This window comes from Pseudomonas sp. PVC-3-1 (assembly GCF_057444315.1).
The window spans coordinates 2,588,637-2,612,005 of sequence record NZ_CM172023.1 but is presented as its reverse complement, the minus strand read 5'-3'; the positions used below and the strand labels follow the sequence as shown (position 1 = coordinate 2,612,005).

Sequence of the window (23,369 nt, the reverse complement as noted above, 5' to 3'; positions counted from 1 at the left end):
TATGAGCAACAAGCAACCCTCGTTGAGCTACAAGGACGCCGGTGTGGACATCGACGCCGGCGAAGCCCTGGTCGAACGCATCAAAGGCGTGGCCAAGCGCACCGCGCGTCCGGAAGTCATGGGCGGCCTGGGTGGCTTTGGCGCTCTGTGCGAAATCCCGGCCGGCTACAAGCAACCCGTACTGGTCTCCGGCACCGACGGCGTCGGCACCAAGCTGCGCCTGGCGCTGAACCTGAACAAGCACGACAGCATCGGCCAGGACCTGGTCGCCATGTGCGTGAACGACCTGGTCGTGTGCGGCGCCGAGCCACTGTTCTTCCTCGACTACTACGCCACCGGCAAGCTGAACGTCGACGTTGCCGCCACCGTGGTCACCGGCATCGGCGCCGGCTGCGAACTGGCTGGCTGCTCCCTGGTCGGTGGCGAGACCGCCGAGATGCCGGGCATGTACGAAGGCGAAGACTACGACCTGGCCGGCTTCTGCGTCGGCGTCGTGGAGAAATCGGAAATCATCGACGGCTCGAAAGTAGTCGCCGGCGACGCCCTGATCGCCCTGCCCTCCTCCGGCCCGCACTCCAACGGCTACTCGCTGATCCGCAAGATCATCGAAGTCTCCGGCGCCGACATCGAATCCACCCAGCTGAACGGCAAGCCCCTGGCCGACCTGCTGATGGCCCCGACCCGCATCTACGTGAAGCCGCTGCTGCAGCTGATCAAAGAAACCGGCGCGGTCAAGGCCATGGCCCACATCACCGGCGGCGGCCTGCTGGACAACATCCCGCGCGTGCTGCCGGACAACGCCCAGGCCGTGGTTGACGTGGCCAGCTGGCAACGCCCGGCAGTCTTCGACTGGCTGCAGGAGAAAGGCAACGTCGACGAGACCGAGATGCACCGCGTACTGAACTGCGGCGTGGGCATGGTCATCTGCGTCGCCCAGGATCAGGTCGAGGCTTCCCTGAAAGCCCTGCGTGACGCCGGCGAGCAGCCGTGGGTCATCGGCCGCATCGATGCGTGCGCCGCAGACGCCGAGCGCGTGGTCCTGAACAACCTGAAAGGCCACTGATGTCCAAATCTTGCAATGTCGTGGTGCTGATTTCCGGCTCCGGCAGCAACCTGCAAGCCCTGATCGACAGTCTCGCCGGCGCTGACACGCCGGCAGTGATCCGCGCGGTGATTTCCAACCGCGCGGACGCTTACGGCCTGGAGCGTGCACGCCGGGCCGGCATCGAGACTCGCTTCCTCGACCACAAGTCCTACGCGGACCGCGAAAGCTTCGACGCCGCGCTGATCCAGGCCATTGACGGCTTCGACGCCGATCTGGTGCTGCTCGCCGGTTTCATGCGCATCCTCAGCGCGGACTTCGTGCGCCACTACCAGGGCCGCCTGCTGAACATCCACCCGTCTCTGCTGCCCAAGTACAAGGGCCTGCACACCCACCAGCGCGCGCTGGAGGCCGGGGATGCCGAGCACGGCTGCAGCGTGCACTTCGTCACCGAGGAACTTGACGGCGGTCCGCTGGTCGTACAGGCGGCAATCCCGGTAGAGTCTGACGACACGCCGGAAACGCTGGCGCAGCGCGTTCACGTGCAGGAACATGTGATCTATCCGCTGGCCATGCGCTGGTTCGCCGAAGGCCGAGTCAGGCTGGGTGAACAAGGCGCCATGCTGGATGGGGAGCTTCTGCCCGCTTCCGGCCATTCGTACCGAACCTAGGAGATTCGCGATGCGTAGAGCTCTGTTATTCCTGATGGCCGTTCTGACCTTGCCGGCCCAGGCTTATGAGCTGGAACCATTCGACGCCAGCTACACCGCCGACTGGAAACAGATGCCCATCAGCGGTACCGCCTCCCGCAGCCTCAAGCAAGGCGATGGTGGCCGCTGGGAGCTGAACTTCAAGGCTTCCATGCTGCTTGCCAGCCTGACCGAAAACAGCACGTTCAAGGTCGAGAACGACACTTACCTGCCGCTGACCTACCGCTGGGCCCGCGAAGGCCTGGGCAAGAACAAGCAGACCGAGCTCGATTTCGACTGGGCCGAGAAGCAGGTACTGGGCAGCGACCGTGGCGACCAGGTGCGCCAGCCGCTGAACAAGGGCCAGCTGGACAAGTCCACCTACCAGCTCGCGCTGCAGCATGACGTGGCCGTTGGCAAGAAGGCCATGAGCTACCAGGTGATCGAGGGTACCGACACCGATACCTACGACTTCCGCGTGCTCGGCGAGGAGAAGGTTCGCACCCAGGCGGGCCTGATCACCGCGATCAAGGTGGAGCGCGTGCGCGACCCCACCAAGAGCAACCGCAAGACCATCCTCTGGTTCGCCAAGGATTGGGACTTCCTCCTCGTGCGCCTGTACCAGCAGGAGTCCGACGGCAAGGAATACCAGATCATGCTCAAGGAAGGCACCGTGAACGGCAAGGTTGTTCAGGGCGAGAAAGGCTGATCCTTCAGCGAACTGAAAAGCCGGGCATATGCCCGGCTTTTTGCTTTGGGTAGGAGCGAGCTTGCTCGCGAACCTCGCCTGGCGCTGCGGTATCAAGCGGTTCGCGAGCAAGCTCGCTCCTACAAAGCTCGTCCTGCGCATAGCGCAGAGATGAAAAAGCCGGGCATTGCCCGGCTTTTCTTTGCCTGGAGAACAAGGGCGGCGTATCAGCCTTCGTTCGACGGCTTGCGCTTGAAGCGCCGGGCAATCCAGCCGATGGCCAGGGCCGGGACGATCCACAGTTTTTTCAGCAGGACCAGCAGGGTGGCAAACAAGCCGACCTTGGCGGCAACCTTGCCGGCAATCAGCGCGCCCAGGCCATAGGCGGCGACCTTGTCGACGCTGGGGTTGAAGTCGACATAACGGCTGCCCGGGTTGAACTCGGTCATCGCCAGCACCTTGCCGACGTTTTTCTCGATCTCCGGCAACTGCTCCATACCCGCGACGAAGTTCAGCACCAGCACGCCTTTGCGGCCCAACGCGCGGATGTTGTAGTTCAGGGTGTGCTCCTTGGCGTCACCGAACTGCAGCTCCTTGGCCCAGTACAGCTTCTTCTCCGCGGCGTCATAGCGTGGCGGCGCGGCCCAGCCGATCAACTGGATCGCCTCGAAGCCTTGCTGCTCGCGCTGCGGATTGGCTTCCTTGAGGTCGTCCTGCATCTCCTTGAGCATCTCGGCATAGTCGATCTTCGCCGCATCCTCGTCGGAGACGTAGCCACTCTCCTCGTATTGCACGGTCACTGCCCAGGACTCGGTATCAAAGGGCGAAACGCCAGCTGGCATCAGCATGCCCAGCGGCGGATCGGAAGGCGGGTTGCCCCAGGCTTCCAGTACGCGCTCGGCGTCCTTGCCGTCGAGGAAGACGAAATTGTCCGGTAGGTCGAAAGTGGCGAGGTTGTCGCCGACCACCACCTTGCCCTTCTGGAAGTGCAGGCTGGCGACGAAGGTCTCGGGTGACATGTCCTCGTCCGACTCGGCGGCGGGAGCAGCGGCAGCCGCAGGGGCTTCGCTCTGGTTGGAAGTGGCGGGGGCAGCGATCGCCGGGGCGGCAACGGCCTGGGCGAGCAAGGCAACGAGGAAGAGGGCTTTGCCATCCATAGGGGTGAATCTCCTGAATCGAATCCATGACATCAGCGGCCACTCATGGTGGCGCCGGGCACGGATTGTCTCACTGACCCGCCCGGTCTGTAACAGAAAATTTCTGCAGCCTTCGAGCGTATGCACAAAAAAGCCGGACATCTGTCCGACTTCGATCTGCACGCAAGCGAGTTTTATGCAGAGCGAGCTTGTTCGCGAACAAATCAGCCGGAAGCGCCTGTGCCAAGTGGTTCGCGAGCAAGCTCGCTCCTACGAAGAGCTCGTCCGCACCCTCACGGCTGGCTGGCGATGGCCTTTTCGATGGCGGCCTGCAGCTCGGGGTCGTCCGGCTTGGTCAGGCTGGAAAACTCCGCCACCACCTTGCCCTGCCGGTCCACTACGTATTTGAAGAAGTTCCAACGCGGCACCTGGTCGGCCTGTTGGGCGAGGTTCTTGAACAGCGGGATCGCCTCATCGCCGCTGACAGGCTGCACCGAGGTCATGTTGAAGGTCACGCCGTAGTTGCCGTAGCAGATCTTCGCGGTCTCGGCGGCGTCGGCGTCTTCCTGCTTGAAGTCATCGGAGGGCACACCAAGCACTTCCAGGCCCTGGCCCTTGTACTTCTGGTAGACGGCTTCGAGCCCCTTGAATTGCGGGGTGAAGCCACAATGGCTGGCGGTATTCACAATCACCAGCGGCTTGCCGGCGTACAGCTCGCACAGGTCGAGCACGTCCTTGGAGCGCAGCTTGGGCAGTTCGCCCTGGCTCTTGAGCAACGCAGGGCAATCGGCGGCCTGGGCCGCCAGCGGCAAGAGAAGGGACAACGCGAGCAGGGAAAGACGCATGGCAGTGATCCTCGAGTTATCCCGCCACGCTACCCCGCGCGCCGGAGCTCAGCAACTGCCCATACCCAGTTGCATCAACGCCAGCCCGCCGCGCTGCCAGCCCCACCAGGCGAACCCGGCCAGTGCCAGGCCAAGGCCCAGCACCAGCGCGAGCAACAGTGGGCGCTTCACGCCGCCCCCAGCGCCGGGCGCTCGACCGGGCGCTCGCGCACCGGCCAGTTGAGCAGGCCAGCGAGCAGGCTGAGGAGGATGGAAATCTGCCAGACCAGATCGTAGTTGCCGGTGTGGTCATACACGTAGCCACCCAGCCAGCCGCCGAGGAAGGCGCCGATCTGGTGGAACAGAAAGGTGATGCCACCGAGCATCGACAGGTTGCGCACGCCGAACAACGTAGCGACCGTGCCGTTGGTGAGCGGCACGGTGGACAGCCACAGCAGGCCCATGACGATGCCGAAGGCGTAGGCCGTCCAGACGCTCAGCGGCGCCCAGATGAAGGCGACGATCACCACCGCGCGCAGCAGGTACAGGCCGGTGAGCAGCCTGGGCTTGCTCATCCGCCCGCCGAGCCAGCCGGCGAAATAGGTGCCGAACACGTTGAACAGGCCCACCAGCGCCAGCACCGTGGTGCCGACGGTTGCCGGCAGGTGGCGGTCCACCAGGTAGGCCGGCAGGTGCACACCGATGAACACCACCTGGAAACCGCAGACGAAGAAGCCCAGCGACAGCAGCCAGAACCCGGAATGCCCGGCCGCCTCGCGCAGCGCCTCGCCGAGGGTCTGCTCATGGCCCTGCATCGGCAGCGGCTTGTCCTTCATCAGCGCGGCCAGCGGCACGATCAGCGCCACCATCAGGCCGAGGGCGAGCAGCGCGGCAGACCAGCCAAGCCAACTGATCAGCCCAAGCGTACCGGGCAGCATGGCGAACTGGCCGAACGAGCCCGCCGCCGCCGAGATACCCATCGCCATGCTGCGCTGCTCCAGCGGCACCGCGCGCCCCACCGCACCGAGAATCACCGAGAACGAGGTGCCCGACAGGCCGATGCCGATCAGCAGGCCGGCGCTCATGGACAGGCTGAAGGCCGAATCGGAGTAGCCCATCAGTACCAGGCCGATTGCGTAGAGGATCCCGCCCACCACCACCGTGCGCATCGCGCCGAAGCGGTCGGCAATGGCGCCGGTGAACGGCTGGGCTATGCCCCAGATCAGGTTCTGCAGGGCGATGGCAAAGGCAAAGGTCTCGCGCCCCCAGCCGAATTCGGCGCTCATCGGCGCCAGGAACAGGCCGAAGCCGTGGCGGGTGCCCAGGGACAGGGCGAGGATCAGGGCGCCGGATAGCAGTATCCAGAACCCCGTACGCGACAGCTTCGACATCACTTGCTCCTACACGGGTATATACCCGCTTCTAATCGTTCGTATCCGTTGCACGCAGGCCCGCGCTAGCTCTCCAGCGCGGCCAGTTCATCCAGCAAGGCTTCCAGCTGACGACGTTTGGCATCCCCCAGATGAGACGCCACGTCCCGCTGGGCAGCATCCCAGGCCTCGCCACCACGAACGATGCGCTCCAACCCTGTTGGAGTCAGCGCCACGATGCGGTTGCGCAGGTCCTCGCCCTCTTCCAGCTTCACCAAGCCGTCGGCTTCCAGCGGCTTGAGGTTGCGCCCCAGGGTACTGCGGTCCAGCCCCATGGCCTCAGCCAGGTCCGAGATGCTCGGCTGCTCCAGCCGCGACAGATGCCGCAGCAGGGAAAACTGCGCAGTCGTCAGCCCGACGCCCTTCAGGGCATCGTCGTAAACGCGGGTCACGGCGCGGGCCGAGCGACGCAATTTGGTACAGAGGCATTGGGTAGTCAGCATGGGATACGTGTATATACCCGCAACTGACGAAACACAATGGCCGGCGTGACCAATTGTCCCATCTGCCAACGCCAGGCGTTGGCGCAGCCAAGGGCACCACCGCGCCTCGGCCGTATAACTGCGGCCAGCCAGCCCCGCGCTTTCGACGGGGCGCATCACGGTCCGAGGTCCCCGATGCCCGTCTACAAAGCTCCGCTGCGCGACACCCGTTTCCTGCTCAACGAAGTCTTCGATTTCCCCAGCCACTACCAGAACCTGGTCAACGGCGGCGAAGCCACGCCGGACATGGTGGACGCTATCCTCGGCGAGTGCGCCAAGCTCTGCGAGGAAGTGATCGCCCCGCTCTACCACAGCGGCGACGAGGAAGGCTGCCACCTGGAGAACGGGGAAGTGCGTACGCCCAAGGGCTTCAAGGAAGCCTACGACGCCTACGTCGCCGGCGGCTGGCAGGGCCTGTCGCACCCGGTCGAATACGGTGGCCAGGGCCTGCCGATGAGCCTGGGTGCACTCAAGCAGGAGATGATGGGCACCGCCAACTGGCCGTTCTCGATGTACCCGGGGCTATCGCTGGGCGCGATGAACACCGTGATGCAGCACGGCACCGAAGAACAGAAGCAGACCTACCTCACTCCGCTCACCGAAGGCCGCTGGGGCGGCACCATGTGCCTGACCGAGCCGCAGTGCGGCACCGACCTGGGCCAGGTGAAGACCCGCGCGGAAACCAACGCCGACGGCAGTTACGCGATCACCGGCACCAAGATCTTCATCTCCTCCGGCGAGCACGACCTCACCGAGAACATCGTGCACATCGTCCTCGCGCGCCTGCCTGATGCGCCCAAGGGCACGCGCGGCATCTCGCTGTTCATCGTGCCGAAATTCCTTCCGGGTGAAGGCGGCGCGCTCGGCCCGCGCAACGGCGTGAGCTGCGGCGCGCTGGAAAAGAAGATGGGCATCAAGGCTTCCGCCACCTGCGTGATGAACTTCGACGGCGCCACCGGCTACCTGATCGGCGAACCGAACAAGGGCCTGGAGTGCATGTTCACCTTCATGAACAGCGCGCGCATCGGCACCGCCATCCAGGGCGTCGCCACGGCCGAACTGGCCTACCAGGGCGCGCTGGCCTATGCCCGTGAGCGCCGTTCGATGCGCGCCCTCTCCGGCACCAAGGAGCCGGGCGAAATCGCCGACACCCTGATGCACCATGGCGACGTGCGCCGCATGCTGCTGACCCAGAAGGCGGTGGCAGAGGGTGGTCGCGCGCTGATCTACCTCGCCACCCAATACGCCGACAAGATGATCCAGGGCCTGCTGACCCACTCCAATGCCGAGTACGACCGCTGGGACGACAAGCTCGGCTTCCTTACGCCGATCCTCAAGGGCTGCCTGACCGAACTGGGCCTGGAGAGCGCCAATCTCGGCATGCAGGTGTTCGGCGGCCACGGCTACATCAAGGAGCACGGCATGGAGCAGATCGTCCGCGACGCGCGGATCGCCACGCTCTACGAAGGCACCACGGGCATCCAGGCGCTGGACCTGCTCGGCCGCAAAGTGCTGCTGATGACCCAGGGCAAGGCCGTGCGCGACTTCACCCGGCAAGTGGCGAAGTTCGCGCTGGAGCTGCTCAAGCAGGAACCCGCCATGCGCGGTCGCGCGCTCACGCTGCTCAAGCTCTGCGCACAGTGGAATATCCTCACGATGCGCATCGCCCTCACCGCCCGTAAACAGCGCGACCTGGTGAGCACCGCCAGCCACGACTACCTGATGTTCTCCGGCTACGCCGCGCTGGCCTATTCCTGGGCACTGCAGGAAGCCGCCGCACGCAAGCGCCTGCGCCAGGGCGGCAGCGAATCGAGCGACTTCTACAAGGCCAAGATCGCCACCAGTGACTTCTACTTCGCCCGCCTGCTGCCGCGCGCCAAGGGGCACGCGGCAGCGATGGCCAAGCCGGTGCGGTCGATCATGGGGTTGAAGACGGAGCATTTCGCGTTTGATTGATCGCCCTGCGCAGCCCTCCGCCCCTTCCGACTGAACGAGGTGGTAAGCGCTTTTTGTAGGAGCGAGCTTGCTCGCGAACCGCACAGCACTGGCGCGGCCGGGAACCCCGTTCGCGAGCAAGCTCGCTCCTACAGGCTCAGCCGAAACTCGCAGCTCTCAGAGCGCCAGCGCCACCAGCACCGCGCACTCGATCATCTCCAGCATCGCCCCGGCGGTATCCCCGGTGGTGCCGCCCAGGCGGGCGATGAAGCGGCTGCGCAGCCAGACGAACACCACCAACGCAACCGCCAGAGCCAGCATGCCGGTCAGGCCCGCGAGCACCATCAGTGCCGCATTGGCCGCCAGCATCCACGGCATCGCGCCGCGCGGCATGTGGTCGGCCAGCGCCTGGCCGAGGCCGCCCTTGCGCGCATAGTCAGTGGTGAAGAACAGCAGCGGCAACGCGCAGCGCCCCAGCCAGGGCGCCAGCAACAAGCCCCAGTGCTGGTGATTGCCGAGGATGGCGGTGATCGCGGCGAACTTCAGCAGTAGCAACAGCACCAGCGCAACGACTGCCGCCGGGCCGCAGCGTGGGTCCTTCATGAACGCCAGGGTGCGTTCGCGATCGCCCAATCCGCCGATCCATGCGTCTGCCGTGTCAGCCAGTCCGTCGAGGTGCAACGCGCCGGTGAAAACCACCCACACCAGCAGGATCAGCGCCGCCTGCAGCAGCAGGTGCACGCCACTGAGTAACTCGCCCATGGCGAACAGCACGGCACCTATCAGCAACCCCACCAGGGGGTAATACAACGTGGCGCGGCCGAACTGCCCTGGCGTCGGCATGTGCCTCAGAGGCACGGGCAGGCGGGTGAGGAACTGCAATGCCACCAGCGGCAGGCACCAGTCACTGAGCTGGCCGCGCGCGCCTTCGGCGGCCTGGTCGGCGGGCTCGGCTGCCTCTTGCTCACGATCCGGGTGAGGGTTGTTCATCAAAGGCTCGACTCAGGGTTGCGCCTTGTGGATGCGCCAGCCGTCACCCTCACGGGTCACGTCCAGCGCCATGCATTCGCCGTGGCTCACCACCACTTCCAGCAGGCGCTTCGCCGGCAGGCCGCTGGCCAGCGCGCCGAGCAGGCGCATCACGCCACCATGGGTGATGAGCAGCACGGAGGATCCGGCATGGGTCTGGTAGAGGCGCTCCAAAGCGGCGAAGACGCGGGATTCGAAGTTTCCCATGGCCTCTCCACCGGGCGGAGGGAAAGCGTAGGGGTCGCTCCAGAAGCGCTCCAGCGCCGCAGCATCGCTTTCCATCAGCGTAGCTGGCGAAATGCCTTCCCACTCGCCGAAGTCCAGCTCCTGCAAGCCCGGCTCGAAGACCAGCGGCAGACCGTGGCGCGCCGACAGTTCCTCGGCAAACGCAGCGCAGCGCTGCAAAGGCGAACTGACCAGCGCCGACCAGCGGCATTCATCACCCAGTGCGCCACGCATCTGCGCCCAACCGGTTTCGGTCAGTGCATCGTCCAGGCGCCCGCGAAAGCCGCCGCCACGCTCGGTCTCGCCGTGGCGCAACAGTTCAATACGCAGCGTCATGCCGGACGGTCCGACACCGCCGCCTCGGCGAAGGTCGCCATCTCGCTGTGCAGCCGGCAGGCCTGGCGCAGCAGCGGCACCGCCAGCGCCGCGCCGCTGCCTTCGCCCAGCCGCAGGCCGAGGTCGAGCAGCGGCTGCGCGTTCAGCGCTGCCAGCACACGGTTATGCCCCGGCTCGGCACCGGCATGGGCGAACAGCAGCCAGTCCCTGCAACCGGGATTGAGGTGCGTGGCGCACAGCGCGGCAGTGGTGCAGATGAAACCGTCCACCAGCACCGGGATACCCTTCTGCGCACAGGCGAGATAGGCCCCCACCAGCGCGGCGATCTCGAAGCCACCCAGACGGCACAAGGCCTCGAAGGGCTCGTCGCAGTGGGCGCGGTGCAGTGCCAGCGCGCGGTCGATCACCTCGACCTTGTGCGCGACGCCCTGCGAGTCCAGTCCGGTACCGGGGCCGACCAGTGCCTGCGCCGGCTCGTCCAGCAGGGCGCAGGCAAGGGCCGCCGCCGAGCTGGTATTGCCGATACCCATTTCGCCGCCGATGAACAACTCCGCACCGGCCTGCTGCGCGCGGCGCACGGATTCGCGGCCGGCCTCCAGCGCGATCAGGCACTGCGCGGCGGTCATCGCCGGTTCCCTGGTGAAGTTCGCGGTGCCCGCGCCGACCATCACGTGCAGCACTCCCGGAAGCGGCTCCAGCGGCGTAGCGGTGCCCAGGTCGATCACTTCCAGGCGCGCATCGAGATCGCGGGCCAGCACGCTGATCGCCGCGCCACCGCGCACGAAATTGCGCAGCATCTCCACCGTCACCGCCTGGGGATAGGCCGACACGCCTTCTGCGACCACGCCGTGGTCACCGGCGAACAGGGCGATCCAGATGTGCTCCAGCGTCGGCCGCTCGCGGCCCTGCAGGCCGGCCAGGCGGATGGTTTCCTCTTCCAGCCGACCCAGCGCGCCGCGCGGCTTGGTCAGTTGGTCCTGGCGCGCAGCGGCCTTGTCCTGCGCCACACGGTCAATCGGCTGGGTACCTTGCAGCCACCATTGCAGACTCATAACGCTTCCCCCTTCAACACCATGGGCAGGCCGGCGACGGTGAACACCACGCGCTCGCTGACCTCGGCCAGGGACTGGTGCAGCCAGCCGGCCTCATCGACATATCGGCGGCTGAGCTCGCCCATCGGCACCACCCCCAGCCCGGTTTCGTTGCTGACCAGGATGATTCGCCCGGGCAGTTGCGGCAGCGTTTCCAGCAGCGCATCGATCTCGCCGCGCAGGCGCCAGCCGTCTTCATGGATCAACAGGTTGGTGACCCACAGGGTCAGGCAGTCCACCAGTACGCAGTGCTGCGGCTTGGCCAGGCGCTCCAGGGCGTCGGCCAGGGCCAGCGGCTCCTCCACCAGGCCCCAGTGTTCGGGGCGGCGCTCACGGTGCTGGAGGATGCGCGAGGACATCTCGCCATCGCCAGCCTGGGCCGTGGCGACGTAGGTGACCGGCAGGTCGCTGTCCTGCGCAAGGCGTTCGGCCAGGCGGCTCTTGCCCGAACGGGCGCCGCCGAGGATCAGTTCAAGCATGGTGTCTCCCTGAAAATCGGGACCTGTAGGAGCGAGCTTGCTCGCGAACATCTTTGCCGGCCACATTGGTGTCGTGCGGTTCGCGAGCAAGCTCGCTCCTACAAAAAAGCCAGGTGCGGCAGGATGGAGGAGTCATGCACCCTGCAGCCCGCACAGTGCTCTCAATTTTTCGGTATCCAGATGCGCCTCGATCTGATCGGCCAGGCGCTCGATATCGCGTTCGCGCAGGGCGTGGTAATCGATGCTCTGCACCTCACGCAGGCCGGCCCAGCGCAGCAGCGCCGAGCTGGACGCGGCGGACTCGAACAGCCCGTGCAAGTAGGTGCCCATCACCTGACCGTCGTCACTCACTGCGCCGTCAGTGCGCCCATCGCTCAGGCGTACGGCCGGGTTAGCCAGCGCTACGCCTTCGGTGACGCCGGCATGAATTTCGTAGCCACTCACCGGGGCCTCTTCCAGCGCCAACTGGCCGCTGACATTGCGCAACTGCTTCTCCGGCTCCAGCACCGTGCAAAAATCCAGCAGGCCGAGACCGGCGCTCTCCCCCGCCGCACCTTCCAGGCCGTGCGGGTCGGCCAGGCTGCGGCCGAGCATCTGCAAGCCGCCGCAGATGCCGAGCAGCTTGCCGCCATAGCGCAGGTGACGGCGGATCGCTTCCTCCCAGCCCTGGGCGCGGAGGAAGGCCAGGTCCGGTCGCACGCTCTTGGAGCCAGGCAGGATAATCAGGTCCGCCGGCGGGATAGGTTGGCCGGGGCCGACGAAGGTCAGTTCCACCTGCGGGTGCAGGCGCAACGGATCGAAGTCGGTGTGGTTGCTGATACGTGGTAGCACCGGCACCACCACGCGCAGGCGCTCGCCGGTCTTGGCGGCCTGGCGGGTGTCGATGGCGTCCTCGGCTTCCAGGTGGAAGTCCATCAGGTATGGCAGCACGCCGAGCACCGGCACGCCGGTGCGTTCTTCCAGCCAGTCGAGGCCGTTCTGCAGCAGCGCAATGTCACCGCGGAATCGATTGATCACGAAGCCCTTCACCCGCGCCCGCTCACTTTCGGAGAGCAGCTCCAGGGTACCGACAAGGTGGGCGAATACGCCGCCGCGATCGATGTCGGCAATCAGGATCACCGGGCAATCCACCGCCTCGGCGAAGCCCATGTTGGCGATGTCGTTGGCGCGCAGATTGATCTCCGCCGGCGACCCCGCGCCTTCCACCATCACCACCGGGTACTGCGCGCAAAGACGCTGGTGGGATTCGAGCACCGCCTGCATCGCAACGCGTTTGTAGTCGTGGTAGGCCACGGCATTCATGCTGGTCACCGCACGGCCGTGGATGATTACCTGGGCGCCGGTGTCGCTGTTGGGCTTGAGCAGCACCGGGTTCATGTCGGTGTGCGGCGCCAGGTGGCAGGCTTGCGCCTGTACCGCCTGGGCGCGGCCGATCTCGCCGCCGTCGGCGGTGACCGCACTGTTGAGCGCCATGTTCTGCGGCTTGAACGGCGCCACCGCCACGCCCTGTCGGCGCAGCCAGCGACACAGCGCGGTCACCAGCGTACTTTTGCCGGCATCCGAGGTGGTGCCCTGCACCATCAACGTGCTCAACGCAGGCTCTCCATCTGGTTGAAGGTGCGCAGGCCATGCTCCAGGCGTTCCCAGCCCTTTTCATCCGGCGGCAGGCCGAAACGCAGGCTGTTGGGCGTCTCGAACAGGCGCACGAGGATTCCCTGCCGCGCCAGGTGATCGCGCAGCGCGTGGGCGCGCATGGAAACCACCCACTGGAACAATGCTGTGCCGCCCTGCGGGGCGAAACCGTGTTCACCCAGCAGCCCGGCCAGATGCCGGCTGGCCTCGTGAAGATCGCGTCGCCGCTGAATCTGCTCCTGGAACTCGCCCAGGACCGCCTGCGCGACCCAGCGCGTCGGGCCGCTCACCGCCCAGGGGCCGAGCAGTTTCGCCAGGCTTTCCAGCAGGCGCGGTTCGGCGAAGGCGAAGCCCAGGCGCGCGCCGGCCAGGCCGAAGAACTTGCCGAAGGAGCGCAGCACGATCAGCCCCGGCCGGCTAGCGCAACTGGGCGCCAGGCTGTGCTCGGGTGTGCAGTCCATGAAGGCTTCATCCACCACCAGCCAGCCGCCGCGTTCCTGCAGGCGCGCATGCCATTCCAGCAAAACGCCGGCCTCGATGCGCCGGCCGGTGGGGTTGTTCGGGTTGACCACCACCAGCACGTCGAAGCGCTCCAGGTGATGGGGCACCTCCTGGTCACTGACCTCGCGCAGGATGTGCCCGGCAGCGCGCCAGGATTCCGCATGCTCGGCATAGCAAGGCGAGATCACACCGACCTTGCCCGGCCTGCGCAAGCGCGGCAGCAACTGGATCGCCGCCTGGCTGCCGGGCAGCGCCAGCAGCTTCTCGGCGCCGTAGTAGCGGCGTGCGGCAGCTTCCAGGCCGTCGCCGTCCTCCGGCAAGCGCATCCAGGCCGTCGCCGGCACGCTGGGCAGAGCCCAGGACCAGGGCGATATACCGGTGGACAGGTCCAGCCATTCGGCGAGCGGAATACCGTACTGCTGCGCCGCTTTGCGCAACCGGCCGCCATGTTCGAGCATCAGAGCACTCCCAGAATCAGGATGATCACCAACCATAACAACACCCCCTGGCGCACCAGGGCCAGCGCGCGCCAGATGTCCACGGCGGTGGGCGCTGGGCCTTCGCCCAGCTGCGGGCGTTCGTGCAGTTCGCCGTGGTAGCGGGCGCAGCCACCGAGCGACACGCCCAGCGCACCCGCGCCGGCGGCCATCACGGGGCCGGCGTTGGGACTGTCCCACTGCGGCGCCTGCGTGCGCCAGCAACGCAAGGCAAGCCGGGTATGGCCGAGCAGCGCGTAGGTGAAGGCCACCAGCCGCGCCGGAATGTAGTTGAGCACGTCGTCGATCTTCGCCGCCGCCCAGCCGAAGCGCTCGAAGCGCGCGTTGCGGTAGCCCCACATGGCGTCGAGGGTGTTGCTCAGGCGATAGAGCACCACGCCCGGCGCGCCGGCCACGGCGAACCAGAACAGCGCGGCGTACACCGCATCGCTGCCGTTCTCCAGCACCGATTCGGTGGCGGCGCGAGCCACAGCGGTCTCGTCCAGCTCGGCGGTTTCGCGGCTGACCATGTAGCCCACGCGCAGCCGGGCTTCGTTGAGGTCACCGGCGCGCAAGGCCAGCGCCACCGGTTCGGCGTGTTCGCCCAGGCTGCGCAGGCCCAGCGCGGAGTACAACGCGAGCGCCTGCACCATCCATCCGACATAGGGCAGCAAGCTGAGTAGCAGCGCGACCAGGGTCAGCGGGATGACTGCGATGATCCAGGCGGTGACGCCATGGCTGCGCCAGGCGAGGCCGGGGGTGTCATTCCTGGGACTAATGGCGCTCGCAGATACACCCTCTCCCCAGCCCTCTCCCTGAAGGGAGAGGGAGCAAATTGGAGTTGCCGACCTGCTCGTCGTTTCGCCTGAAACTGAACAGTCCCCTCTCCCTTCAGGGAGAGGGTAAGGGAGAGGGCGCTCCGGAACTCGGGAACGATTGAAGCGCCGCTCCAGCCGGTCCGCCAGGCGCCCGAAAGCCACCAGCGGGTGCCAGCGTTTCGGCTCGCCCAGCAGGGAATCCAGCGCTACGCCGAGGACGCTCAGCAGGGCCAGGCTCATGGCTGTTCTCCCCAGTGGTTCTCGTACAACAGCTCGCTGAGCGCGCGCGGTTGACGCCAGCCTTCGAGCGCCAGCATCGGCGCGGGATAGAACTCGCTGACCGGACCAAGGCAGATCACCGCCACGGCCTCGGCTCCTGCCGGCAAGCCCAACAGCTCGCCCAACGCGGCAGGATCGAACAGGGATACCCAGCCCATGCCGAGGCCTTCGGCGCGGGAGGCGAGCCAGAGGTTCTGGATCGCGCAGGACAGCGAGGCGAGGTCCATGTTCGGCAAGGTACGACGGCCGAACACATGCGCCTCGCGGCCATCCATCAAGGCGGCCACCAGCACTTCGGCGCAGTCGAGCACGCCCTCGACCTTCAGCCGCATGAACTCGTCGGAACGCTCGCCCAGCGCCTCGGCGGTACGCACGCGTTCCTCCTCCACCAGAGCATGGATCGACTGGCGCAGCTCCCGCGCGGTCACGCGGACGAAGCGCCACGGCTGCATCAACCCGACGCTGGGTGCCTGGTGCGCCGCTTCCAGCAGGCGCGCGAGCAACTCAGGCGACACCTCTCCAGCGCTGAAGTGGCGCATGTCGCGGCGCTCGGCAATGGCGCGGTAGAGCGCGGCGCGCTCTTCTGGGCTGTAGGCATGCTCGGTCATGGTCTGAAGAGTGCGGCCGCGGCGTCCGGATCGGACGGCAGGTAGAAGTGGATATAGGACGCGGTGAGCCGGCCGCGGCGGAACACCGCTTCGGCCACCGGCTTGTCGTTGGGGCAGACGCCACGGGCCAGCGGCTCCGCGCTGCTGTCCAGCAACGAATGATGGAAGGTGTGCCCGCGCAGAATGCCTTCGGGCAGCGTCACGGCCTGCAGCGCCAGCGCGGCGAGGCGCTTCTGCATGCGCGCTTCACCCGGCAGCAGACCGAGCAGTTCTGCGCGCTCGCCGGCTGCGTCGGTCAGCGCATCGAGCAGATAGAGCATGCCGCCGCACTCGGCGAGGATCGGCTTGCCCATCTCGTGGTGCGCGTGGATGGCCAGGGCCATGGCGCGGTTCTCCGCCAGCGCCTGCAGGTGCAGTTCCGGATAGCCGCCGGGCAGGTAGAGGCTGTCCACTTCCGGCAGCGCTCCGTCACGCAACGGCGAGAAGAACACCAGCTCGGCGCCCAGCTCGCGCAGCAGGTCGAGGTTGGCCTGATAAAGGAAGGCGAAGGCGTTGTCCCGCGCCACGCCGATGCGCACGCCGTCGAGGCGGGAAGACTCGCTGCGCGGTTCGGGCGCAGCAAAGCTCACCGGCAGCGGCAGCTCGGTACTGGCGCTGGCCGCCAGGGCATCAGCGGCGGCGTCCAGGCGGGCATCGAGGTCAGCCAGCTCGCCAGCCTGCACCAGGCCGAGGTGTCGGCTGGGCAGCTCCACTTCGGTATCGCGCGGCAACGCGCCGTACCAGCGAATCCATTCTGGCAGGCTGTCACGCACCAGGTCACGGTGGCGCTGGCTGCCGATGCGGTTGGCGAGCACGCCGGAGAACGGCAAGTCGCTCTGATAAGTAGCCATGCCGACGGCCATGGCGCCGAAGGTCTGGGCCATGGACTGGCCATTGATCACCGCCATCACCGGCACGTTGAATCGCCGTGCGAGATCAGCGGCCGAGGGCGAGCCGTCGAACAGGCCCATCACGCCCTCGATGAGGATCAGGTCAGCCTCGCCGGCCGCTTCCCAGAGCAGGCGGCGGCTTTCGCCCTCGCCGACCATCCACAGGTCCAGCTGGTAGACCGGCGCGTCACTGGCACGGGCGAGGATCATCGGGTCGAGGAAATCCGGGCCGCACTTGAACACCCGCACCTTGCGCCCGAGGCGCGTGTGCAGGCGCGCCAGGGCGGCGGTCACGGTGGTCTTGCCTTGGCCAGAAGCGGGCGCAGCGATCAGCAGCGCGGGGCATTGGCGCGCATCACGCATCAGTCGCACTCCCCGGCACGGGCAGAGAGCCCCTTACCCCAGCCCTCTCCCAGAGGAAGAGGGAGCAGTTGGGTGTGTCCTGTGGGATGGCTTTTCGTCGATCAACAGTCGCGCCGCGGTCAGCCGAGGCAGCAGAGCCTGCCGGCGAGCGCCAACGCTTTTCCAAACACCGAACGGTCCCCTCTTCCCCCGGGAGAGGGTTAGGGTGAGGGAAGCCCCAGACCATCAGAACTCCACCCCTTTCTGCGCCTTGATCCCTGCCTTGAAGGCATGTTTCACCAGGCCCATTTCGGTCACGGTATCGGCGGCCTCGACCATCTCCGGCTGCACGCCGCGCCCAGTGGCGACCACATGCTGCATCGGCGGGCGCGCGGCGATGTCGGCCAGCACAGCGTCCAGTTCCAGGTAGCCGTGCTTGAGGGCAATGTTCACTTCGTCCAGCACCACCAGGCCGACTTGCGGGTCGTTCAGCAGTTGCCGCGCCACGTTCCAGGCGGCCTGTGCCTTGGCGATGTCGCGCTGGCGGTCCTGGGTTTCCCAGGTGAAGCCTTCGCCCATCACATGGAAGCTGACTTCCTCGGGGAAACGACGGAAGAATGCCTCTTCGCCGGTGGTCGCAGCCCCCTTGATGAACTGCACGACGCCCACCTTCATACCGTGACCGAGCGCGCGAGCGACCATGCCGAAAGCCGAGCTGCTCTTGCCCTTGCCGTTGCCGCTGTTGACCAGGAATACGCCGCGTTCGCCCTGGGCCTGGGCGATCTTCTCGTCGATCACCGCCTTCTTGCGCTGCATGCGCGAGCGATGGCGCTCGTCCTTTTCGACGGATTCAGTCATGGCAGGTTGCTCCTGAAAGGATTTGCACGGGCGTGAGGCTGCCGGCCAGGTGGCAGCCAACCAGGGATGGAATGGGCAGGGATTCGCCGCTGGCGCGCGCGGGCGCCATGCGGCAGAGGCCGGCCAGCACGAAGGCTGTCGACCTAGGGAATAGGGGGTTCACCTGAAGGATTCTCCGCCGCTCTCACCCGCGCGGCACTAACCAGTCGGGGCAGACGGAGGACGGCAACGCGCGGCGCATGGCGCCGACGTCGGCAGCGCCTCCCGCGATGCCATGCGATGCAGCAGGCCGGTCTCCGGGCTTGCGAGTGGAAACATCTGGGTTTCCGAAGGAACCGCGCCTTCCCATGCCGGTGGCACAGTGGCTGTTTGCGGCTCGAAGCTCGCTTACCGTTGCGGGGGCAGCGCCGGAATGGTCGATTGCGCATCGACTTCACCGGCTTCCCTGTTTCACTCGCGGCTCGCGCCGAGAGCACCTGAAGCAGGCGCGCAGCTTAGTGGCTGGCGAGCTGGGGCGTCAATTGAACAGGATGTCGCCGAGGCCCGCCGTATCCGCCGCAAAGGCTCTACAAAGCGTCACACAAGTCAAGTGGTCGCGACGCGTAACTTCGCTAGAATGCGAGTCATGATGACGACTGCCCAGCCCGGCCAGCTTCAGCTCGACACCACCGCCAGCCCACCGCTGATGCACGTCAGCGGAGACTGGACGCTCGCGCATTTCTCTACGCTGGAAGCCCAGGTGGCTGCCCAGCGCAGCGCCGAATCGCCCGCCCAGCTGGATTTCGCCGGCCTCGGCGCGCTGGATACCGCCGGTGCCGCCCTGCTCGCCGAGATCATCGGCGGCGCCCGCATGAGCCAGCTGGAGCAGATCGCCCGCAATCTGCCCGCCGAACGCCAGGCGCTGCTGCGCACCGTGGGCAGCGCGATCACCCAGTGCCGCCTCGACGAAAAGGCGCCCCCTCCGGGCAACGCACTGGTCGATGTACTGGAGCGCATCGGCATCGCCTCGGTCACCTTCAAGGACCACCTGATCGGCCTGCTCGGCTTCATCGGTCTGACCCTGCAGACGCTGGTGCGCAACCTGCTGCGCCCACGCCGCTGGCGCATGACCTCGCTGGCCGCGCACATGGAGGAGACCGGGCTGGATGCCGTGCCCATCGTCGCCCTGCTGACCTTCATGGTCGGCGCGGTGGTGGCCTTCCTCGGCGCCACCGTGCTGCAGAAGTTCGGCGCGCAGATCTACACGGTCGACCTGGTGGGCTTCTCCTTCCTGCGCGAATTCGGCGTGCTGCTCACCGCGATCCTGCTCGCCGGTCGCACCGCCAGCGCCTTCACCGCACAGATCGGCTCGATGAAGGCCAACCAGGAGATCGACGCCATCCAGGCCCTGGGCCTCGACCCGGTGGAACTGCTGGTGCTGCCACGGGTGCTGGCGCTGCTGCTGACCCTGCCGATGCTGACCTTCCTGGCGATGATCTCCGGCATCTTCGGCGGCGGCGTGGTCTGCGCCCTGAGCCTGGACATCTCGCCACGCATGTTCCTCTACATGCTGCAGAACGATATCGCCGTGCAGCACTTCCTGGTGGGCATCGTCAAAGCCCCGGTGTTCGCCTTCATCATCGCTGTGATCGGCTGCCTGGAAGGCTTCCGAGTCAGCGGCAGCGCGCAGTCGGTGGGCGAACACACGACCTCCAGCGTGGTCCAGTCGATCTTCGTGGTGATCCTGCTGGATGCGATGTTCGCGCTGTTCTTCATGGAGATGGGCTGGTGAGCGAACCGATCATCGTCGTCCGCGACCTGGCCAACCGCTTCGGCACCCACGCGGTGCACGAGCACCTGGACCTCGACGTGATGAAGGGCGAAATCCTCGGCGTGGTCGGCGGCTCGGGCACCGGCAAATCGGTGCTGCTGCGCAGCATCATCGGCCTGCGCCAGCCCAGCGAAGGCAGCGTGCATGTCTTCGGGCAGAACCTGCCGGCACTGCCGCCGCTGGAGCGCTCGAAACTGGAAAGACGCTTCGGCGTACTGTTCCAGAATGGCGCGCTGTTCTCCTCGCTGACGGTGAGCGAGAACATCTGCCTGCCGCTGATTGAACACGCCAGGCTGTCGCGCAGCGATGCCGAGTTCATCGCCAAGGTTAAAATCTCCCTCGCCGGCCTGCCGCCGGACGCGGGGGCCAAATATCCCTCGGAACTGTCTGGCGGCATGGTCAAGCGCGCCGCCCTGGCCCGCGCCCTGGCGCTGGACCCGGACATCCTGTTCCTCGACGAACCCACCGCCGGCCTCGACCCCATCGGCGCGGCCGCCTTCGACCAACTCATCCTGACCCTGCGCGACGCCTTCGGCCTCACCGTGTTCCTGGTCACACACGACCTGGACACCCTCTACACCATCTGCGACCGCGTCGCCGTGCTCTCGCAGAAGCGCGTGCTGGTGGTCGGCCCGCTGGACCAGGTCGCCCAGACCGACGACGCCTGGGTTCAGGACTATTTCCACGGCCCGCGTGGCCGTGCCGCGCTGCAGGCCACCGAACACCTGCGGGAGGAAAACTAAAATGGAAACCCGTGCCCATCACGTGCTGATCGGCCTGTTCACCCTCGTCGTGTCGATCGGCGCGCTGCTCTTCGCCCTGTGGCTGGCGCAGTCGAGCAACGACCAGAAGTACAAGGTCTACGACGTGATCTTCAACGAGGCAGTGACCGGCCTGTCCGAAGGCGGCACCGTGCAGTACAGCGGTATCCGCGTGGGTGACGTGGTATCCCTGCGCCTGGACCCGAACGACCCGCGCAAGGTCCGCGCGCGCATCCGCGTCTTCGACAGCACGCCGATCCGCGAAGACACGCGCGCCAAGCTGGCCCTCACCGGCGTCACCGGCCAGGCCATCATCCAGCTCTCCAGCGCCGCCCAGGACAGCCCGCCGCTGGCCAGCAAGGACGGTGAAGTGCCGGTGATCAAGACCATTCCTTCACCCTTCGCCAAGCTGCTGGCCAACGGCGAGGACATCGCCACCAACATCAACAACCTGATCAACAACGTGAACCGCATGTTCTCCCAGGAGAACGTCGACCGCATCAGCCGCACCCTGGACCACATCGACCAGGCCACCGGCGTGGTCGCCGAGCAGCGCGGGGACATTCGCCGTACCGTGCAGGAACTGGCCGCCGCCAGCGAGCAGGCACGTATCACCCTGGCCAACGCCAGCCAGTTGCTGGAACGCGCCAACCAGACCCTGGGCGGCAAGGGCCAGATCATCATGGACGACGCACAGAAGACCCTCGCCTCTCTGCGCAGCAGCAGCGAGCGTGTGGATCAACTGCTGAACAGCAACTACGACTCGGTGAACGGCGGCCTCAACGGCCTGGGTGAGATCGGCCCGGCAATCCGCGAACTGCGCTCCACCCTGGAAGACCTGCGCGGCGTCACCCGCCGCCTGCAGGAAAACCCCACCGGCTACCTGCTCGGCCGCGAGCGCAACAAGGAGTTCCAGCCATGACTGCCCTTCCCCGCCTGCTCGGCGCCGCCGCCCTGGTCAGCCTGCTGGGCGCCTGCTCGATCCTCCCGCAAGCGGAGAGCCCGGACTTCTATCTGCTGCCGGCCACCCAGCAACCTGCGCGCAGCAGCGCGGCGGTGAACTGGTCGCTGCGCATCAGTGCGCCTACCGCCAGCCTGGCGCTGGACAGCAACCGCATCGCCGTGGTCCCGCAGAGCAACCAACTGAGCAGTTACCAGGGTGCACGCTGGAGCAACCGCGCACCGGGCCTGCTGCGGGATCGCCTGCTCGACGCCTTCACCGCCAACGGCAGCATCCGCGCCCTGAGCAGCGACGAAGCCAGCCTGCAGGCCGACCTCGACCTGACCGGCGAGCTGCGCGCCTTCCAGAGCGAGTACCAGAACGGCAGGCCGGTGATCCACATCCGCTACGACGCTCGCCTGGTGCGCACCCTCGGCCAGCGCATCGTCGCCTCGCGCACCTTCGAGGTCAGCCAGCCGGTGGATGGCAAGCAGGTGCCCGAAGTGGTCAGCGCCTTCGGCAAGGCCGCCGATCAATTGTCCGCGCAGGTAGTGGAGTGGACGTTGCAGCAAGGGCAGCAGCAGAAGTTCACGCCGCCCGCCCAGTAAGTCTGCTCAGCGGCAGTGGTAGGGGCTTTCGCCCTCCAGCTCCTGATCCGTCTCCACGTCCTTGATGGTGACGATGGCCTTCGGGTAGACCGAGCAGAGCGAGTTGCGCACGGTGTAGATACCGCTGCCATGGGCAAGGAACTTGCCATTGCTCAGGGCTTTGCCGGACTCGTCATGGGCACTGACTTCGTAATTGCCGGTCATGGTGATGCAGCCGGCAAGCGCCAGCAGGGAAAGGACAGGAACGAGGACTTTCATGGATTCTCCTTGGACGCGAGGCGCGCTCCTGCCAAAGCGCAGGGCGGTGCAGGTGTCATTCCGTGACGGGTTCGCGAGAGCGGGAAATGGCCAGCCAGCGTGGCAAGGCCGATGCGGATACGACCGATGCCGGCCGCCGCAGTTCAGCCAGCGCACCCGCAAGAGCGCTGGCTGACAGTGTTTCGGACGAGAGGTTGTATCAGCGCTTGCCCATGGAGCGACGCGAGCCGCGCGGGTGCGGCGGACGGTACTCGGCCTGGTCGTGAGGCTTGCGATGCTGGTAGGCGGTTTTCGCCTGCTGCTGCGCGGCAAGTGCGGCCTTGGCCAGCTCGGCCAGGGAGAGTTTGGGTTGTTCCTGCGCGTTGTCGGCGCTGTCGTCGCGGGGCGGCTGTTGAGAGGACGTCATGGGGAGACCGGTTCTGAAAGGTTCGAAACGGCGTACATGATAGCCGATCCCGGTCGCTTCCGGCTGCCCGCCCGCACGAGTGGTGCGGGCAGAGCCATCAGCAGGCTGTCGGTTGAACGGCAATCGCCATCAGCTTGGCGGGAACAGGGTGTCCGGGCGGGTCACGTACTCGGTCGCTTCGGCTTCGGTCATCACCCATATCTGGCTGATGCGACTATCCAGGCCCATCTTGATGCCGACGAACTTGCCGCTGATTTTCGGCAGCATGCCGTAGACCATGAAACGGTTGTTCTCGTCGCGGATGCGGATGGAGACCGACAGCGGATAGCTGATGGTCTTTTCATACAGACCAATGGTGATGACCTGGCGTAGCAGGCTCGGCTTCGGTCGTTTCAGGGTGATCACCGGATACACCGCACTGTCGACGAAGCCCACCATCATCCCCGAGGGAATCACCCGGTCGGCCAGCGCCGGGCTGCTCAGCCCCAACATCAGGGCCAGTGCACCAAGCAGCTGAAGCGTCCAGCGTTGCAGCGAAGCGCGCGAAGGTACTGCAGATGTCATCGGATTTTCCCGCCCTGGTTTTCCTGTTTTCATTATCGCCCGGTTATAGATTCCGGATCTGAAGGTGGAGCGTAGCGGTTCGCCGCGCCGCTGTCCGCACATTGATTCACAGCCTCCGGAGTTTCCACGGTGCGATGGCACAACAACGTGCGACATTCCCGTGCAAGGCGGCGTCACGCGCCGCCGACCACAT

The 23,369-nt window shown here is 66.3% G+C and carries 25 protein-coding genes, 2 pseudogenes and 1 riboswitch; of the genes and pseudogenes, 8 read left to right on the top strand and 19 right to left on the bottom strand.

The genetic code is table 11. From position 1 onward, the window contains the following. Nucleotide 1: 1 nt before the first annotated feature. From purM to AC2T4A_RS12205, 3 genes are read left to right on the top strand one after another with little or no spacing between them, the layout of a single operon-like run. Complete coding sequence (purM, locus tag AC2T4A_RS12215; protein ID WP_416745562.1) at nt 2-1,063, top strand: phosphoribosylformylglycinamidine cyclo-ligase; 1,062 nt, start codon at nt 2-4, stop codon at nt 1,061-1,063. After that, nucleotides 1,063-1,713 (top strand): phosphoribosylglycinamide formyltransferase, encoded by a 651-nt coding sequence (purN, locus tag AC2T4A_RS12210; RefSeq protein ID WP_416745564.1) that lies wholly within the window; start codon nt 1,063-1,065, stop codon nt 1,711-1,713. The genes purM and purN overlap by 1 nt, the downstream gene beginning before the upstream one ends. Nucleotides 1,714-1,723: 10 nt before the next feature. After that, a complete protein-coding gene (locus tag AC2T4A_RS12205) occupies nt 1,724-2,440 on the top strand; it encodes a DUF3108 domain-containing protein (RefSeq protein WP_416745566.1) in 717 nt (238 codons plus the stop codon). Nucleotides 2,441-2,646: 206 nt separating this feature from the next. Here the strand turns inward: AC2T4A_RS12205 and AC2T4A_RS12200 are convergent, their stop codons facing one another. The 5 genes from AC2T4A_RS12200 to AC2T4A_RS12180 all read right to left on the bottom strand — a co-directional run bounded on the left by AC2T4A_RS12200 (nt 2,647) and on the right by AC2T4A_RS12180 (nt 6,252). After that, nucleotides 2,647-3,576 (bottom strand): DUF2167 domain-containing protein, encoded by a 930-nt coding sequence (locus AC2T4A_RS12200; RefSeq protein ID WP_486743410.1) that lies wholly within the window; start codon nt 3,574-3,576, stop codon nt 2,647-2,649. 272 nt (nt 3,577-3,848) lie between these two features. Further along, on the bottom strand, nt 3,849-4,400 hold the full coding sequence (locus AC2T4A_RS12195; RefSeq protein WP_478378810.1) for a glutathione peroxidase: 552 nt from the start codon (nt 4,398-4,400) through the stop codon (nt 3,849-3,851). 48 nt (nt 4,401-4,448) lie between these two features. Further along, nucleotides 4,449-4,571 (bottom strand): hypothetical protein, encoded by a 123-nt coding sequence (locus AC2T4A_RS12190; protein ID WP_478378871.1) that lies wholly within the window; start codon nt 4,569-4,571, stop codon nt 4,449-4,451. Then, nucleotides 4,568-5,761: an MFS transporter gene (locus AC2T4A_RS12185; RefSeq protein ID WP_486743675.1), complete on the bottom strand. Its 1,194-nt coding sequence runs from the start codon at nt 5,759-5,761 to the stop codon at nt 4,568-4,570. The genes AC2T4A_RS12190 and AC2T4A_RS12185 overlap by 4 nt, the downstream gene beginning before the upstream one ends. 74 nt (nt 5,762-5,835) lie before the next feature. Beyond that, a complete protein-coding gene (locus AC2T4A_RS12180; protein WP_486743409.1) occupies nt 5,836-6,252 on the bottom strand; it encodes a MarR family winged helix-turn-helix transcriptional regulator in 417 nt (138 codons plus the stop codon). A 174-nt stretch (nt 6,253-6,426) separates the two neighbouring features. Between AC2T4A_RS12180 and AC2T4A_RS12175 the strand changes: the two genes are divergently transcribed. After that, a complete protein-coding gene (locus AC2T4A_RS12175) occupies nt 6,427-8,247 on the top strand; it encodes an acyl-CoA dehydrogenase C-terminal domain-containing protein (RefSeq protein ID WP_486743408.1) in 1,821 nt (606 codons plus the stop codon). 156 nt (nt 8,248-8,403) lie between these two features. On the opposite strand, the gene AC2T4A_RS12170 is transcribed toward AC2T4A_RS12175, so the two are convergent. From AC2T4A_RS12170 to cobO, 11 genes and pseudogenes are all read right to left on the bottom strand, one after another. Beyond that, nucleotides 8,404-9,069, bottom strand: coding sequence for an adenosylcobinamide-GDP ribazoletransferase (locus AC2T4A_RS12170; RefSeq protein ID WP_486743674.1), 666 nt, complete (start codon nt 9,067-9,069; stop codon nt 8,404-8,406). A gap of 159 nt (nt 9,070-9,228) precedes the next feature. After that, nucleotides 9,229-9,816, bottom strand: a complete 588-nt coding sequence (gene cobC, locus AC2T4A_RS12165; protein WP_486743407.1) for an alpha-ribazole phosphatase family protein — start codon at nt 9,814-9,816, stop codon at nt 9,229-9,231. After that, a complete protein-coding gene (gene cobT / locus AC2T4A_RS12160) occupies nt 9,813-10,868 on the bottom strand; it encodes a nicotinate-nucleotide--dimethylbenzimidazole phosphoribosyltransferase (protein ID WP_416745579.1) in 1,056 nt (351 codons plus the stop codon). Before cobT ends, cobC begins: the two co-directional genes overlap by 4 nt. Then, nucleotides 10,865-11,386: a bifunctional adenosylcobinamide kinase/adenosylcobinamide-phosphate guanylyltransferase gene (gene cobU / locus AC2T4A_RS12155; RefSeq protein ID WP_486743406.1), complete on the bottom strand. Its 522-nt coding sequence runs from the start codon at nt 11,384-11,386 to the stop codon at nt 10,865-10,867. The genes cobT and cobU overlap by 4 nt, the downstream gene beginning before the upstream one ends. A 132-nt stretch (nt 11,387-11,518) precedes the next feature. Then, nucleotides 11,519-12,967: a cobyric acid synthase gene (locus tag AC2T4A_RS12150; protein ID WP_486743673.1), complete on the bottom strand. Its 1,449-nt coding sequence runs from the start codon at nt 12,965-12,967 to the stop codon at nt 11,519-11,521. Nucleotides 12,968-12,975: 8 nt separating this feature from the next. Then, entirely contained in the window at nt 12,976-13,977 is a 1,002-nt protein-coding gene (cobD, locus tag AC2T4A_RS12145) for a threonine-phosphate decarboxylase CobD (protein WP_486743405.1), read from the bottom strand. Next, a pseudogene (gene cbiB / locus AC2T4A_RS12140) lies at nt 13,977-14,816 on the bottom strand (adenosylcobinamide-phosphate synthase CbiB); the annotation flags it as partial. The gene cobD and the pseudogene cbiB, both read right to left, overlap by 1 nt. A gap of 105 nt (nt 14,817-14,921) precedes the next feature. Beyond that, a pseudogene (locus AC2T4A_RS12135) lies at nt 14,922-15,053 on the bottom strand (cobalamin biosynthesis protein); the annotation flags it as partial. Continuing rightward, on the bottom strand, nt 15,050-15,700 hold the full coding sequence (bluB, locus tag AC2T4A_RS12130) for a 5,6-dimethylbenzimidazole synthase (RefSeq protein ID WP_478378814.1): 651 nt from the start codon (nt 15,698-15,700) through the stop codon (nt 15,050-15,052). The pseudogene AC2T4A_RS12135 and the gene bluB, both read right to left, overlap by 4 nt. Then, on the bottom strand, nt 15,697-16,992 hold the full coding sequence (locus AC2T4A_RS12125; protein ID WP_416745587.1) for a cobyrinic acid a,c-diamide synthase CobB: 1,296 nt from the start codon (nt 16,990-16,992) through the stop codon (nt 15,697-15,699). Before AC2T4A_RS12125 ends, bluB begins: the two co-directional genes overlap by 4 nt. A gap of 225 nt (nt 16,993-17,217) precedes the next feature. Next, nucleotides 17,218-17,829: a cob(I)yrinic acid a,c-diamide adenosyltransferase gene (gene cobO / locus AC2T4A_RS12120; RefSeq protein ID WP_416745589.1), complete on the bottom strand. Its 612-nt coding sequence runs from the start codon at nt 17,827-17,829 to the stop codon at nt 17,218-17,220. Between the two features lie 270 nt (nt 17,830-18,099). Continuing rightward, nucleotides 18,100-18,324: riboswitch (cobalamin riboswitch) on the bottom strand. A gap of 130 nt (nt 18,325-18,454) precedes the next feature. On the opposite strand from cobO, the gene AC2T4A_RS12115 reads away from it, so the two are divergent. The 4 genes from AC2T4A_RS12115 to AC2T4A_RS12100 are packed head-to-tail and all read left to right on the top strand — an operon-like array spanning nt 18,455 to nt 21,948. Further along, nucleotides 18,455-19,600 carry an ABC transporter permease gene (locus tag AC2T4A_RS12115; protein ID WP_416745591.1) on the top strand — a complete coding sequence of 382 codons (1,146 nt, stop codon included), beginning with the start codon at nt 18,455-18,457 and terminating at the stop codon, nt 19,598-19,600. Beyond that, nucleotides 19,597-20,382: an ABC transporter ATP-binding protein gene (locus AC2T4A_RS12110; RefSeq protein ID WP_416745593.1), complete on the top strand. Its 786-nt coding sequence runs from the start codon at nt 19,597-19,599 to the stop codon at nt 20,380-20,382. The genes AC2T4A_RS12115 and AC2T4A_RS12110 overlap by 4 nt, the downstream gene beginning before the upstream one ends. A gap of 1 nt (nt 20,383) precedes the next feature. Continuing rightward, nucleotides 20,384-21,322, top strand: coding sequence for an MlaD family protein (locus AC2T4A_RS12105; protein ID WP_416745595.1), 939 nt, complete (start codon nt 20,384-20,386; stop codon nt 21,320-21,322). After that, on the top strand, nt 21,319-21,948 hold the full coding sequence (locus AC2T4A_RS12100) for an ABC-type transport auxiliary lipoprotein family protein (RefSeq protein WP_478378817.1): 630 nt from the start codon (nt 21,319-21,321) through the stop codon (nt 21,946-21,948). Before AC2T4A_RS12105 ends, AC2T4A_RS12100 begins: the two co-directional genes overlap by 4 nt. A gap of 6 nt (nt 21,949-21,954) precedes the next feature. Here the strand turns inward: AC2T4A_RS12100 and AC2T4A_RS12095 are convergent, their stop codons facing one another. From AC2T4A_RS12095 to AC2T4A_RS12085, 3 genes are all read right to left on the bottom strand, one after another. Further along, entirely contained in the window at nt 21,955-22,206 is a 252-nt protein-coding gene (locus AC2T4A_RS12095; protein WP_401033169.1) for a hypothetical protein, read from the bottom strand. Between the two features lie 199 nt (nt 22,207-22,405). After that, nucleotides 22,406-22,612, bottom strand: a complete 207-nt coding sequence (locus AC2T4A_RS12090) for a hypothetical protein (RefSeq protein ID WP_138526277.1) — start codon at nt 22,610-22,612, stop codon at nt 22,406-22,408. A 129-nt stretch (nt 22,613-22,741) separates the two neighbouring features. After that, nucleotides 22,742-23,176 carry a hypothetical protein gene (locus AC2T4A_RS12085; RefSeq protein ID WP_416745600.1) on the bottom strand — a complete coding sequence of 145 codons (435 nt, stop codon included), beginning with the start codon at nt 23,174-23,176 and terminating at the stop codon, nt 22,742-22,744. Nucleotides 23,177-23,369: the final 193 nt, after the last annotated feature.

Coding starts and splice junctions, on each gene's coding strand:
- purM (WP_416745562.1), top strand. CDS start 2: ATGAGCAACAAGCAACCCTCGTTGAGCTACAAGGACGCCGGTGTGGAC.
- cobC (WP_486743407.1), bottom strand. CDS start 9,816: ATGACGCTGCGTATTGAACTGTTGCGCCACGGCGAGACCGAGCGTGGC.
- AC2T4A_RS12090 (WP_138526277.1), bottom strand. CDS start 22,612: ATGACGTCCTCTCAACAGCCGCCCCGCGACGACAGCGCCGACAACGCG.
- AC2T4A_RS12200 (WP_486743410.1), bottom strand. CDS start 3,576: ATGGATGGCAAAGCCCTCTTCCTCGTTGCCTTGCTCGCCCAGGCCGTT.
- AC2T4A_RS12150 (WP_486743673.1), bottom strand. CDS start 12,967: ATGGTGCAGGGCACCACCTCGGATGCCGGCAAAAGTACGCTGGTGACC.
- cobD (WP_486743405.1), bottom strand. CDS start 13,977: ATGCTCGAACATGGCGGCCGGTTGCGCAAAGCGGCGCAGCAGTACGGT.
- AC2T4A_RS12175 (WP_486743408.1), top strand. CDS start 6,427: ATGCCCGTCTACAAAGCTCCGCTGCGCGACACCCGTTTCCTGCTCAAC.
- AC2T4A_RS12195 (WP_478378810.1), bottom strand. CDS start 4,400: ATGCGTCTTTCCCTGCTCGCGTTGTCCCTTCTCTTGCCGCTGGCGGCC.
- AC2T4A_RS12085 (WP_416745600.1), bottom strand. CDS start 23,176: ATGACATCTGCAGTACCTTCGCGCGCTTCGCTGCAACGCTGGACGCTT.
- AC2T4A_RS12115 (WP_416745591.1), top strand. CDS start 18,455: ATGATGACGACTGCCCAGCCCGGCCAGCTTCAGCTCGACACCACCGCC.
- AC2T4A_RS12125 (WP_416745587.1), bottom strand. CDS start 16,992: ATGCGTGATGCGCGCCAATGCCCCGCGCTGCTGATCGCTGCGCCCGCT.
- AC2T4A_RS12205 (WP_416745566.1), top strand. CDS start 1,724: ATGCGTAGAGCTCTGTTATTCCTGATGGCCGTTCTGACCTTGCCGGCC.
- cobU (WP_486743406.1), bottom strand. CDS start 11,386: ATGCTTGAACTGATCCTCGGCGGCGCCCGTTCGGGCAAGAGCCGCCTG.
- AC2T4A_RS12180 (WP_486743409.1), bottom strand. CDS start 6,252: ATGCTGACTACCCAATGCCTCTGTACCAAATTGCGTCGCTCGGCCCGC.
- purN (WP_416745564.1), top strand. CDS start 1,063: ATGTCCAAATCTTGCAATGTCGTGGTGCTGATTTCCGGCTCCGGCAGC.
- AC2T4A_RS12100 (WP_478378817.1), top strand. CDS start 21,319: ATGACTGCCCTTCCCCGCCTGCTCGGCGCCGCCGCCCTGGTCAGCCTG.
- cobT (WP_416745579.1), bottom strand. CDS start 10,868: ATGAGTCTGCAATGGTGGCTGCAAGGTACCCAGCCGATTGACCGTGTG.
- cobO (WP_416745589.1), bottom strand. CDS start 17,829: ATGACTGAATCCGTCGAAAAGGACGAGCGCCATCGCTCGCGCATGCAG.
- AC2T4A_RS12095 (WP_401033169.1), bottom strand. CDS start 22,206: ATGAAAGTCCTCGTTCCTGTCCTTTCCCTGCTGGCGCTTGCCGGCTGC.
- AC2T4A_RS12170 (WP_486743674.1), bottom strand. CDS start 9,069: ATGCCGACGCCAGGGCAGTTCGGCCGCGCCACGTTGTATTACCCCCTG.
- AC2T4A_RS12105 (WP_416745595.1), top strand. CDS start 20,384: ATGGAAACCCGTGCCCATCACGTGCTGATCGGCCTGTTCACCCTCGTC.
- bluB (WP_478378814.1), bottom strand. CDS start 15,700: ATGACCGAGCATGCCTACAGCCCAGAAGAGCGCGCCGCGCTCTACCGC.